This window comes from Bradyrhizobium sp. BTAi1, from assembly GCF_000015165.1.
Classification (GTDB): domain Bacteria; phylum Pseudomonadota; class Alphaproteobacteria; order Rhizobiales; family Xanthobacteraceae; genus Bradyrhizobium; species Bradyrhizobium denitrificans.
In genome coordinates, this window is sequence record NC_009485.1 from 7,066,986 (window position 1) to 7,078,785 (window position 11,800).

At 65.0% G+C, this 11,800-nt stretch carries 15 protein-coding genes and 1 tRNA gene; 9 read left to right on the plus strand and 7 right to left on the minus strand.

The window, feature by feature from the left end; genetic code table 11:
• Positions 1-47: 47 nt before the first annotated feature.
• On the minus strand, positions 48-668 hold the full coding sequence (locus BBTA_RS31760; protein WP_012046610.1) for a LysE family translocator: 621 nt from the start codon (positions 666-668) through the stop codon (positions 48-50).
• 122 nt (positions 669-790) lie between these two features.
• On the opposite strand from BBTA_RS31760, the gene BBTA_RS31765 reads away from it, so the two are divergent.
• Together BBTA_RS31765 and BBTA_RS31770 are read left to right on the plus strand one after the other, a co-directional pair.
• Positions 791-1,105 carry a helix-turn-helix transcriptional regulator gene (locus BBTA_RS31765; protein ID WP_012046611.1) on the plus strand — a complete coding sequence of 105 codons (315 nt, stop codon included), beginning with the start codon at positions 791-793 and terminating at the stop codon, positions 1,103-1,105.
• Positions 1,092-1,640 (plus strand): SRPBCC family protein, encoded by a 549-nt coding sequence (locus tag BBTA_RS31770; protein WP_012046612.1) that lies wholly within the window; start codon positions 1,092-1,094, stop codon positions 1,638-1,640. Before BBTA_RS31765 ends, BBTA_RS31770 begins: the two co-directional genes overlap by 14 nt.
• A 7-nt stretch (positions 1,641-1,647) precedes the next feature.
• On the opposite strand, the gene BBTA_RS31775 is transcribed toward BBTA_RS31770, so the two are convergent.
• From BBTA_RS31775 to BBTA_RS31790, 4 genes are all read right to left on the minus strand, one after another.
• A complete protein-coding gene (locus BBTA_RS31775; protein ID WP_012046613.1) occupies positions 1,648-2,070 on the minus strand; it encodes a hypothetical protein in 423 nt (140 codons plus the stop codon).
• A gap of 96 nt (positions 2,071-2,166) precedes the next feature.
• Positions 2,167-2,943 carry a DUF2189 domain-containing protein gene (locus tag BBTA_RS31780; RefSeq protein ID WP_041751025.1) on the minus strand — a complete coding sequence of 259 codons (777 nt, stop codon included), beginning with the start codon at positions 2,941-2,943 and terminating at the stop codon, positions 2,167-2,169.
• 187 nt (positions 2,944-3,130) lie between these two features.
• A complete protein-coding gene (locus BBTA_RS31785) occupies positions 3,131-4,738 on the minus strand; it encodes an acyl-CoA synthetase (protein WP_012046615.1) in 1,608 nt (535 codons plus the stop codon).
• Between the two features lie 283 nt (positions 4,739-5,021).
• Entirely contained in the window at positions 5,022-5,477 is a 456-nt protein-coding gene (locus tag BBTA_RS31790) for a GatB/YqeY domain-containing protein (RefSeq protein WP_012046616.1), read from the minus strand.
• A 192-nt stretch (positions 5,478-5,669) separates the two neighbouring features.
• On the opposite strand from BBTA_RS31790, the gene carA reads away from it, so the two are divergent.
• Positions 5,670-6,866, plus strand: coding sequence for a glutamine-hydrolyzing carbamoyl-phosphate synthase small subunit (gene carA / locus BBTA_RS31795; protein WP_012046617.1), 1,197 nt, complete (start codon positions 5,670-5,672; stop codon positions 6,864-6,866).
• Between the two features lie 118 nt (positions 6,867-6,984).
• On the opposite strand, the gene BBTA_RS31800 is transcribed toward carA, so the two are convergent.
• Entirely contained in the window at positions 6,985-7,311 is a 327-nt protein-coding gene (locus BBTA_RS31800; RefSeq protein ID WP_012046618.1) for a metalloregulator ArsR/SmtB family transcription factor, read from the minus strand.
• Positions 7,312-7,362: 51 nt separating this feature from the next.
• Between BBTA_RS31800 and BBTA_RS31805 the strand changes: the two genes are divergently transcribed.
• From BBTA_RS31805 to BBTA_RS31820, 4 genes are all read left to right on the plus strand, one after another.
• On the plus strand, positions 7,363-7,821 hold the full coding sequence (locus tag BBTA_RS31805) for a YeeE/YedE family protein (protein ID WP_335341769.1): 459 nt from the start codon (positions 7,363-7,365) through the stop codon (positions 7,819-7,821).
• Positions 7,822-7,829: 8 nt separating this feature from the next.
• Positions 7,830-8,282: a DUF6691 family protein gene (locus BBTA_RS31810; protein WP_012046620.1), complete on the plus strand. Its 453-nt coding sequence runs from the start codon at positions 7,830-7,832 to the stop codon at positions 8,280-8,282.
• A 29-nt stretch (positions 8,283-8,311) separates the two neighbouring features.
• The gene (locus BBTA_RS31815; protein ID WP_012046621.1) at positions 8,312-9,205 is read left to right on the plus strand and encodes an MBL fold metallo-hydrolase; all 894 of its coding nucleotides are present in this window, start codon (positions 8,312-8,314) and stop codon (positions 9,203-9,205) included.
• 103 nt (positions 9,206-9,308) lie between these two features.
• On the plus strand, positions 9,309-10,109 hold the full coding sequence (locus BBTA_RS31820) for a sulfite exporter TauE/SafE family protein (RefSeq protein WP_041751026.1): 801 nt from the start codon (positions 9,309-9,311) through the stop codon (positions 10,107-10,109).
• Between the two features lie 53 nt (positions 10,110-10,162).
• On the opposite strand, the gene BBTA_RS31825 is transcribed toward BBTA_RS31820, so the two are convergent.
• Entirely contained in the window at positions 10,163-10,690 is a 528-nt protein-coding gene (locus BBTA_RS31825) for a Dps family protein (RefSeq protein ID WP_012046623.1), read from the minus strand.
• Positions 10,691-10,799: 109 nt separating this feature from the next.
• Between BBTA_RS31825 and BBTA_RS31830 the strand changes: the two genes are divergently transcribed.
• Both BBTA_RS31830 and BBTA_RS40400 read left to right on the plus strand, forming a co-directional pair.
• Positions 10,800-11,504, plus strand: coding sequence for a class I SAM-dependent methyltransferase (locus BBTA_RS31830; RefSeq protein ID WP_012046624.1), 705 nt, complete (start codon positions 10,800-10,802; stop codon positions 11,502-11,504).
• Positions 11,505-11,616: 112 nt separating this feature from the next.
• Positions 11,617-11,693 (plus strand) — tRNA-OTHER (locus BBTA_RS40400).
• Positions 11,694-11,800: the final 107 nt, after the last annotated feature.

Sequence of the window (11,800 nt, forward strand, 5' to 3'; positions counted from 1 at the left end):
GGCCCGGGACGCCACGGCGAGAGACGAGCCGAGAACCGGATGCGGACCTATCGTGCCCGCGTCAGGGCCAGCCACACGCCACCGCCGATCATGAAGCCGCCGGAGATGCGGGAGACCAGCCGGGTGCGCCGCGCCGAGAACAGCTTTCGCGCACGACCGGCGAGCAACGCGTAGATCGCATCCGTGAGGCCGGCGACCACCATGAAGGTGACGCCGAGCAGCGCGACCTGCGGCACGTGATCGCGGCTCATGTCCATGAACTGCGGCAGGAAGGCCCCGAAGAACACCATGACCTTCGGGTTCGACAGCAGCACCAGCAGGCCCTGCAGGAAGAAGCCGCCGCGCGGCGGCGGGGGCGGCGCCTCGCCTTCGGCGATACCCTCGACCGGCGAGCGGATCAATTGGATGCCGAGCCAGACCAGATAGGCGGCGCCGATCAGGCGTACCCATTCGAACCAGTAGCCCATCGTCGCCATCAGTGTCGTCAGACCCATCGCGACGATGCCGATCGCGATCGCCAGCCCGGTCTGGACGCCGGCGATGTTGATCAGCGCGGCGCGGGTTCCATGACGCAGCCCGTTGGCGATCAGCAGCGTGACGACGGGTCCGGGCAGCAGCGCCAGCGCGATGCAGGCGGCGACGAAGGCGAGATAGACTTGCAGGGACATGAGACGCCTCGGTGCAGATGATGCGCTCACTAATGCACGGCATCTCTACGGAGGGAAGCGGTGTTCGGCTCACCACCGTGACCGCTTGACATGCAACCTTTTGGTTGCCTATGCTTCGCTGCATGGACGAGGTCTTCAAGGCGCTGGCGGACGCCTCGCGGCGTGCACTGCTCGACAGGCTCCATGCGCGCAACGGCCAGACCCTGACCGAGCTCTGCGACGGCCTCGCAATGACGCGGCAGGCCGTGACCAAGCATCTGGCGATTCTCGAGACCGCCAACCTGGTCACGACACTCCGGCACGGCCGCGAGAAGCTGCATTTCCTCAATCCAGTGCCGATCCACCAGATCGGCGAGCGCTGGATCAGGAAATTCGAGCGCGCCAAGCTGACCGCGCTCAGCGAATTGAAGAAGCGATTGGAGGATGGCGATGACTGATAAGAGCAAGAGCCGAGATCTCGACATCTCGCGCTTCTCGCCGGAGACCGTCTACACGATCTACATCGCGGCCCAACCGGACGAGGTCTGGCGCGCACTGACCTCGGCCAAGTTCAGCCGGCAGTATTTCTTCGGCTTCGCCGTCGAAGCGGACCTCAGGGCGGGCGGCGCCTTCATCGTGCGCGCCCCCGACGGCTCCGAGCACATCAGCGGCGAGGTGATCGTCTGCCAGCCGCCGCAGCGGCTGACCATCACCTGGGACGTCAACTGGCCCGGTCTTGTCGAGGCGCTCGGGCGCACGCTCGTCACCTATGAGATCGAACCGGCCGGCGACGCCGTGCGGCTCACGATGACCGAAGCGCATGATCGGCCGCTGTCGGACGACATCCTATCCGGCGGGCGCCAGGGCTGGCCAGCGATCCTGTCCGGCCTCAAGAGCGTGCTCGAGACCGGCAAACCGCTGGCGGTGAAGATGCCGCCGCCGGCGCGCATGCTCGCGGCGTTGAAGACGCTGGGCGTCAAGCTGCCCGGTTAATCGAGCCTTACGACACCGCCGCAATCTGGGGAATGCACGCCAGCACGCCACCGACCTGGACCGCGTTACTGAGCATGCCGACCCAGTGCAGCCAGCGCAGCCGGCGCACGGCTGCCGCATCACCGGAATCCCTCTCGCGGATATGTGCGTCCATCCGCAACAAAAGCCAGCGGCGCGAGAGCAGCGCGAAGGCGGCGATCGCGCCGATGCCCAGGCCGAGAACGGGACGGCCGTCCGCCAGGACGGCGATCGTGCCGATGCCGCCGGCGATCGCCAGCGCCACAAAGTAGGAATCGAACATGCCGCGCAGCAGCTGCGTGACCTGGACGATGTCGAGCCGCACCAGCAGGAAGGCCGGCGCGGCCAGCAGCAAATAGAACATCGGCAGCAGCAGGATGATCGTGGCAAACAGCGCGATGTTGTCCGGCACGCGGCCCCTCCTGATCCGAACGGCTCCGGCGCGGCCCTTCCCCCGGCTGGATCCAGACCATCATGCGCCGAGCCAGCCGCTCGGCGCAATCTCCCCTCAGGCTGGCGCGACGATGCGGCGATAGAGGTGCCAGGTCGCATGGCCCAGAACGGGCACGGTCACCAGCAGCCCGAGGAAATAAGGCAGCGCCGAGATGATCAGCAGCACGGTGATGATGGCGGCCCAGCCGATCATCGGTCCGGGACTGGCCACCACCGCCCGCACGCTGGTGATCATCGCGGTGACGAAATCGACGTCGCGATCGAGCAGGAGCGGAAACGACACCACGGTGAGCGAGAACAGCACCAGCGACAGCGCCGCGCCGTCGAGATTGCCGATCACGAGGAACAGCAGGCCCTCATTGGTCGTCAGCACCACCGTCATGAACTCCTTGATGCTGGAGAAAGAGGCATTGAGCCCGAGCAGCAGCGCGATCAGGAGGCGCACCTGGTACATCCAGATGACGAAGAAGAACAGCGTGACGAACGCCATCCACCCGATCTCGCCACGCGAGGTGACGGTGCGCAGGATCGCTCCATAGGAGATCGGCTGACCAAGCTCGCGGCGGCGGCTGACCTCGTAGAGGCCGATGGCGACGAACGGGCCGATCAACGCAAAGCCCGCGGCCAAGGGATAAGCGAGATAGACCATGCCGAAGGCGGTGACACACAGCACGATGCTGATACCGCCAAGCACATAGATCAGGCCGAAAGCGAGGCCGAACAGCGGCTGCGCCTGAAAGTCGCGCAGGCCCTGCGTCAGGGCCTCGGCAATATCGGCCGTGGTGATGCGGCGCACCACGGGGTCTGTTCGTCCCGATACGGATGCGGTCATCGGCGGTCCCTCCTGACTGTTAGTCTTTGGCCTGATGCTAACAGTGAGAGGCCCGCGATTTCAATTTCAACTTGTGGGCAAGAGGACGATTGCGAGGTCTCAAAATGCCTCAGTGAGCGATACAATCTGCCGCGACATGCGCAGTCTGTCAGAAAGCCGCGCCATCGCGCTCAATCCAACGAAAGCCCTACCCCCGCGCCCGCAGCTCGCGCCGCAGCACCTTGCCTGTCGCCGTCATCGGCAGGCTGTCGGTGAATTCCACGTGACGCGGATATTCATGCGCGGCGAGCTTCACCTTGACGAAGTCCTGGATCTCCCGCGACAGCGTGTCATTCGCAACGACCCCCGGCCGCAGCACGATCCACGCCTTGACCGCCTCGGTGCGCACCGGATCGGGAATGCCGACGACCGCGGCGAGCGCCACGGCGGGATGCTTGAGCAGCGTGTCCTCGATCTCCGCCGGGCCGATGCGATAGCCGGCCGAGGTGATGACGTCATCCTCGCGGCTCGCATACCAGAAATAGCCGTCGGCATCCTGGGCGCCAAGATCGCCGGTCAGCAGCACGTCGCCGGCGAACTTCTTCCGTGTTGCTTCGGGATTGCGCCAATATTCGATCATCGTGCAGGGATTGGGCTGGCGCACGCCGATGATGCCCCTCGTGCCGCGCGGCAGCTCCTCGCCCTTGTCGTTGACGATCAGAACGTCGAATCCCGGCGTGGCCTTGCCCATCGAGCCCGGCCGGATCGGAAACAGCTTTGCGTTGTTGCCGACGACGAGATTGCATTCGGTCTGACCATAGATCTCGTGGGCGTCGATGCCGAAGGTTGTGCGCACCCAGTCGAGCAGTTCGGCGCCGAGCGACTCGCCACCGGTCAGGATGCTGCGCAGCTTGACGCCGTCATGTTTGACATTGGCCTGGCGCATCAGCTTCAGCGCGGTCGGCGGCAGAAAGACGTTACGGATCGCATAGTCGGCCATCAACTGCATCGCGGCCTGCGGCACGAACTTCCTGGCGCGATAGCCCACCACCGGGACCGCGTGATACCAGGCCGGAAACAGCGCATCGAACAGTCCGCCGATCCAGGCCCAATCGGCCGGCGTCCACATCACGTCGCCGGGCTTCGGCAGGAAGCCATGCACCATCTCGACATTGGGCAGATGGCCGAGCAGCACGCGATGGGCGTGCAGTGCGCCCTTCGGATTTCCCGTTGTGCCCGAGGTGTAGATGATGATGGCCGGATCATCGCTCGACGTGGCCACGGTTGGGAAGCGATCGGAGGCCCGCTCGAGCGTCGGCCAGAATGGCCGGGCGCCGGCACCATCGCCGTCGATGACGTAGACCGTCTTCAGCTCCGGCAAGTGGTGGCGGATCGTTGCGAGCTTGGCGAGGCCGACAGCGTCGGTGACCACGACCTTGGCGCCGGAATTCTGCAGCCGGAATTGCAGCGCGTCCTCGCCGAACAAAGTGAACAACGGCACGGACACGAGGCCGGCACGGAACGCCGCGAGATGGACGATCGGCAGCTCCAGCGACTGCGAGAGAAACACCGCGACGCGATCGCCCTGGGCGAGGCCATCGGCCTTCAACACATTGGCGAAGCGGCAGGAGAAGTCGCGCAATTCATCGAACGAGACGCGGCGGGCGGTGCCGTCTTCCTCGACGACGATCAGCGCGAGGCGTCCCGAACCGTCCGCATGGCGATCGCAGGTCGCAACCGCAATGTTGAACTGCGCCGGGATCTCCCAGCGGAAGTCGCTATAGAGCAGGTCGTAGTCGGACGTTTCCTTGAGCATGGCGGAGGCGTTTCCCTCTCGGTTGTTAGTTCATCACTTGCACACCTGCTGACGGCGACGGCGTCCGTCGCTTGCGCGGTGCACTTCGCCCCGCCAGGGCGAAGCGAAGCTCGGCTAGGGCGGGGAGAGTTCGGATTGCATCATTAAATGCAATCCGGGTGAGGGGGGCTCTCCGCACGGCCGGTGCGCGTGGCTGCCCCTCACCCCAACCCTCTCCCCGCAAGAACGGGGAGAGGGAGCTCACCGGACGTGCCGACCGGCCGATGCGCACCACAAGCAGCGGTCAACCCGACAGCGCGGCCTTCACCAGCGCGCTGGCCTTTGCGAAATCCATCTGGCCGGTGTACTTGGCCTTCAGCACGGCGATCACCTTGCCCATGTCCTTCATGCCGGCGGCGCTGGTCTCAGAAACCGCGGCGGAAATGGCCGATTTCACCTCGTCCTCGCTCATCTGCTTCGGCAGATAGGCCGAGATGACTGCGATCTCCTCGCGCTCGCCGGCGGCGAGCTCGGCGCGGCCGCCCTTTTCATACAGCTCGACCGATTCCTGGCGCTGCTTGATCATCTTCTGCAGCACCGCGAGCACGTCGGCATCGGTGAGCGGCGGCTTGCCCTCACCGCGCGCGGCAATGTCGGCGTTCTTGAGCGTCGAATTCACCATGCGAAGGGTGGACAGCTTGCGCTCGTCCTTGGCCTTCATCGCCTCCTTCACCGCATTGTTGATGTCGTCGCGCAGCATGATCTCGCCCTTTCGAATTCGGTTGGCGGCAGGTCTAGGCGGTTCGTCCCCGCGAAACAACTCGGTTCCGCATCTGTTCCAGCCTTGCGGGCTGAAATTGGCCCATTTTCAGCGCAAATTGACCGAAATGGCGTGTGAATCGCCCGCTTCCCGCTTTGACGCCGAGCCCTCGCCCCTCTATGTAGGGGCCTCATGACACACATCGATACTGACGCCGCCTGGCCGGACCATAAACCGACCGCGCTCCTCGTGCTCGCCGATGGAACGGTGCTGGAAGGCTTCGGCCTCGGCGCCGAAGGCCACGCCGTGGGCGAGGTCTGCTTCAACACCGCAATGACCGGCTATGAGGAGATCCTGACCGATCCGTCCTATGCCGGCCAGCTCATCACCTTCACCTTCCCGCATATCGGCAATGTCGGCACCAACGACGAGGATATTGAGACGGTGAACATGGCGGCGACGCCGGGCGCCCGTGGGGTGATCCTGCGCACCGCGATCTCGGACCCGTCGAACTACCGCGCCACCCGGCATCTCGACCAGTGGCTGCGTGCCCGCGGCATCATCGGCCTGTCGGGCATCGACACCCGCGCCTTGACCGCGCTGATCCGCTCCAAGGGCATGCCGAATGCGGTGATCGCCTATTCCAAGGATGGCCAATTCGATCTCGACGCGTTGAAGAAGGAGGCGCGGGAGTGGCCAGGGCTGGAAGGCATGGACCTCGTGCCGATGGTCACCTCGGCGCAGCGCTTCACCTGGGACGAGACCCCCTGGGTGTGGAACGAGGGCTTCGGCCAACAGACCAAGCCGGAATTCAACGTCGTCGCGATCGATTACGGCATCAAGCGCAACATCCTGCGCCTGCTCGCCGGCGTCGGCTGCAAGGTGACGGTGGTTCCGGCGACGACGTCGGCCGAGGACATCATGGCGATGAAGCCGGACGGCGTGTTCCTGTCGAACGGTCCCGGCGATCCGGCCGCGACCGGCAAATATGCCGTGCCTGTCATCCAGCAGGTGATCGCCTCGGGCACGCCGACCTTCGGCATCTGCCTCGGTCACCAGATGCTCGGCCTCGCCGTCGGCGCCAAGACCAAGAAGATGCACCAGGGCCATCACGGCGCCAACCATCCGGTCAAGGACGAGACCACGGGCAAGGTCGAGATCACCTCGATGAACCATGGTTTCGCGGTCGACCAGGATACCCTGCCGGCCGGTGCGACCCAGACGCACATCTCGCTGTTCGACGGCTCGAACTGCGGCATTGCGCTCGAGGGCAAGCCGGTGTTTTCGGTGCAGTACCATCCCGAAGCCTCTCCCGGCCCGCGCGACTCGCATTATCTGTTCCAGCGCTTTGCCGAACTGATGCGCGAGAACAAGCGCAGCGCGGCGTGACGCCGCCCAGTTGATTGCAGATGCCCGGGCTGGTCCCGGGCATTTTTTTGAGCTGCGGACCAAGCCCGTTTTCGGCGAAGCTGGAGCGTTGACCCGGCTGTGGCGCCCGGACAGTTGATCAGGCGCAGTACAACCGGTACAGGGTCTGCAGGATCTCGCGAACCTCGTGGCTCGCCAGCCGGTAATAGATGGTCTGGCCGTCGCGGCGCGTCGCCACCAGATCGAGCGCGCGCATCTTGCCGAGATGCTGCGACAGGGCCGCCTGCCGCAGTCCGACCTGCTCGGCCAGATCGCCGACGGCGCGCTCGCCATCGATAAGGTTGCAAAGCACCATCAGCCGCTTGGGATTGGCCATGGCCGCGAGCAGGCCGGCCGCCTCCTCCGCCTTGTCCTCTAGCCCCGCCACCGAAGCGTCCCGCCGATTCCGCGCTGTCCGACTTGACATGATCGTTACTTCTCTATTTTCGTACATAAGCAATAATGCACATGATAGCCGATTGCAACGAACGATGCCTCGAGGAATCAGGAGCACATGACGACCGAATATACAGCCATTGCGGCGCTCGCTGGTGGCGCTCTCATCGGCGCGGCGGCGGTCATGATGATGGGCCTGACCGGGCGGATCGCGGGGGTGAGCGGGATTGCCGCAAGACTGCTGCCGCCCTGGGACGGCGCACTCGCCGGGCGCATCGCGTTCATCGCCGGGCTGATCGTCGCGACCCTGGTGGTTCGTCTCACGACCGGACGCCTGCCGCCGCTCACGCTGGACATCGGCCCCATCGCACTGATCGTCGCCGGGCTGCTGGTCGGCTTCGGCGCGGTCTGGGGCAATGGCTGCACCTCGGGCCACGGCGTCTGCGGCATCGCCAGCCTGTCGCCGCGCTCGATGGTCGCCACACTCGTCTTCATGGCCACGGCTGTCGCAACCACTTTTCTCGTTCGGCATGTGATGTGAGGCAGCCGATGATCATCGTGATCCAGTTCGTGGTCGGGCTCGTGTTCGGATTCGGACTGCTGCTGTCCGGCATGTCCAATCCGGAGAAGGTGCTGAACTTCCTCGACCTCGCCGCCATCCCTTCCGGCGGCTGGGACCCGAGCCTGCTACTCGTGATGGCCGGAGCCGTGGGGGTGACCTTCGCGGGCTTCCAGCTCGTCCGCCGGCGGCAGCGTCCGGTTCTTGGCGAGCGCTTTCACTTGCCACCGTCGCAAACCCTGGATTGGCGGATCGCGGCCGGACCGGCGATCTTCGGCATCGGCTGGGGGCTCGCCGGCATCTGTCCGGGTCCGGCCTTCGTGGCGCTCGGCTACGGCTCGCCCGCGATCCTGCTGTTCGTGATCGCCATGATGGTCGGAATGGCCGCGGCACGCAGGGTCGCGGACCGACAGCCATCACTCGCGTCTGCGCTGACAGAATGAACCAGAAACAGCTTGCGCCAGAGGGGCAAATGTCCAACGTTCCGCACGCGGTCGACCTGTCGGTGAAGCCCGACATCACGCCGTTCTTCGATCCGGCGACCAACACCGTCAGCTATGTGGTCAAAGATCCGAGCTCGGCGGCCTGCGCGGTGATCGATTCCGTCATGGACATCGATTATGCGTCCGGCCGGATCGCGCCGACCTCCGCTGACACCATCATTCGCCTGATCGCGGATCGCGGCTGGTCTCTGGAATGGCTGATCGAGACCCATGTCCACGCCGATCATCTGTCGGCGGCGCCCTACATCCAGTCCAGGCTGGGCGGCAGGATCGGCATCGGCGCAGGCATCCGGATCGTGCAGGAGACGTTCGGCAAGATCTTCAACGAAGGCACGGAATTTCAGCGTGACGGCAGCCAGTTCGATCGCCTGTTTCACGACGGCGACAGCTACCAGATCGGCGGCATGACCGCGTTCGCGATGCACACGCCGGGCCATACGCCGGCCTGCATGACCCATGTGATCGGCGACGCCGCCTTCGTCGGCGACACGCTGTTCATGCCCGATGGCGGATCGGCGCGGGCCGATTTTCCCGGCGGCGATGCCCGCACATTGTATCGCTCGATCCGCCGCGTCCTGCAGCTGCCGGAGACGACACGGCTGCTGATGTGCCACGATTACGGTCCCAACGGCCGCGATATTCGCTGGGAGACGACGGTGGCCGAGCAGCGCGCCCACAACATCCACGCGCGCGACGGCATCACCGAGGACCAGTTCGTCATGGCGCGGGAAGCGCGCGACCGCACCCTGGACATGCCACGGCTGATCATTCCCTCACTGCAGGTCAACATGAAGGCCGGGCAGCTGCCGTCTCCGGATGCCAGCGGCCGGCGCTTCCTGAAGGTCCCGCTCAACGCGCTCTGAGCGACGGCCGGCCGATCCACAAGCACAGACGATCGCGGACCGCGTGGCCACCCGCCGCGGCGCCCGGCCCGCAACGCCTCACGACAATCCGGAGCATCGCAGGATGAATTTGCCCGCCGCCGAGCTCGCGCTCGGCTCGCTCTCCGGCTCGCTGGTCGGATTCACGCTCGGCCTGATCGGCGGCGGCGGCTCCGTGCTGGCCGTGCCGCTGATGGTCTATCTGGTGGGCGTTGGCAATCCGCATGTCGCGATCGGCACCAGCGCGGTGGCCGTGGCCGTCAATGCGGCTGCCAACCTCGTCAATCACGCCCGCTCCGGTCACGTCAAATGGCCCTGCGCGCTGATCTTCGCGGCCGCAGGCATGGTCGGCGCGCTGGCCGGCTCGACGCTGGGCAAGATGGTCGACGGTCAGAAGCTGCTGTTGCTGTTCGCCCTGGTCATGATCGTCATCGGCCTGCTGATGCTGCGCAAGCGCGGCACTGACAGCCAATTGGACGTCAGACTGTCACGCCGCAATCTGCTGCCACTGCTGGCGTTCGGGCTGGGCACAGGAACGCTGTCGGGCTTCTTCGGCATCGGCGGCGGCTTTCTGATCGTGCCGGCCCTGATGTTCGCAACGGGCATGCCGATCCTCTCGGCGATCGGGTCTTCGCTGGTCTCGGTCACTACCTTCGGCCTGACGACTGCTGCCAATTATGCGCTGTCGGGGCTGGTGGATTGGACCCTCGCGGGGATCTTCCTGATCGCCGGCATCGCCGGTGGTCTTGCCGGCGCCAGGCTCGCGGCGCGCCTGTCCGCAACGCGCGGCACCTTGAACAAGGTGTTCGCGACGATGGTCTTTGCGGTGGCGGCCTACATGATCTATCGCAGCCTGCTCGCGATGAGCGGCTCTGGCCAGAGCTGAGAAACGCGCCACGTCGTCGCAGCGCGTCTCTCGGACCGTGCCAGGCGATCAGCTCAGGCGGCGTTGCTGCCTTCCTGGCGGCTGGCCTCGAACAGAAACCAGGTGCGGCGCTCGGTCTCGTCGATGAAATTCTCCAGCAGGCCCGCGGTCGCCGGATCGTCATTGTCGTCGCACAGTCCATGCGCCTTCCGCATCGCCGCGGCGATGTGCTTGTTGTCTTCCATCAACTCCCGCAGCATCTCGCGCGGCGGCACATACTCTTCGTTGTTGTCCTTGATCGTCTGCAGCTTGCTGATCTGGCTGATCGATTTCAGCGTGGTGCCACCGAGCTTGCGCACGCGTTCGGCGAGCTGGTCGGTGGTGGCGAAGATGGCGTCCGATTGCTCGTCCAGCATCTCGTGATAGTCATGAAAATGCCGTCCACTGACATGCCAATGAAAGTTCTTGGTCTTGAGGTAGAGCGCAAAGGCGTCGGCCAGCAGCGTGTTCAGCGCCGTGGAGATCTTGTTCACCGCATCCGGCGACAGATCGGTCGGCGTATCGAGTTCGGGGGCGGTCTTGTCGGTCTTTGCTTTACTCACGGCTTAACCTTCCTGTTAGAAGCAGCAATGGACACGGGTCAACGGACCCGTTAACGCTCGCTGACCCCTGCAGTTCCGTTCAAGGAACTGTGTTTGCCGGAACCCCGCCATGGACGATTGGATCGATTATTACGATTCCACGCACACGATCTATGCGAGCAAGCTCCACCGCGACCTGCATTTCCAGGTGATTGCACGCGATATCGTCGGCTACATCCCCTCGCCCGACGCCGTCGTTCTCGATTATTCCTGCGGCGAGGCGCTGTCGGCCGCAAAGGTCGCCGAATCCTGCATGACGCTGATCCTGGCAGAGCCGGCGCCGGGCGTGCGGGGCCGGCTGATCGCGCGCTTTGCCCCGAACACCAAGATCCGCGTGCGCTCGCTCGACGAACTGCGCAACATGCAGGAGGGCTCGGTCGACCTCGTCGTCATGAACTCGGTGGCGCAATATATGAGCGAGGCCGAGTTCGACGCTGCGCTGGCCGTGATCCGTCGGCTGCTGAAGCCCTCGGGCAAATTCGTGCTGGGCGACGTCCTGCGCCCGGACGTCGGCATGCTCCGCGACGTGCTGGCGCTGCTGATGTTCGCCGCGCGCAATGGTTTCCTGAAGGATGCGCTGGTGGGGCTGGTCGCAACGGCGCTGTCCGATTACCGGCAACTCCGCACCAAGGTCGGCCTGCAGCGCTACAGCGAGGCCGACATCCTGGCCCGGCTGAAGAACGCCGGCCTCAGCGCCGTCCGGGCGCCTAAGAATATCGGCTACAACCCCTGGCGCATGACGTTCGAGGCCAGACCAGCCCCTGGCAAGGCCTGACCTGGCGGCGCCGGCGGCGATCGGCCGGGGACGCAGCCAAGTTCGGCAATGCAGTTAGGGTTAACTGTAACACGGGCTGGCTCACGGGCCCGTGAGAGGTAAGATCGCGTTCGGCCCGGTGGCGGAAGCTACGACGCGAAGAGCGGTGCAACGCTCTTGAACCTGGTTCAAGTCCAGGCCGGGCCTCCAGATCTCGCAGCCGTCATCCTGCCCTCTGCCCAGAGCCCGTTTTGGCCCCGCCCCGCCAAATTGGCCGTTGATTTCGACCCAAAACCCTTTTCGGTCAGCGGAAACTG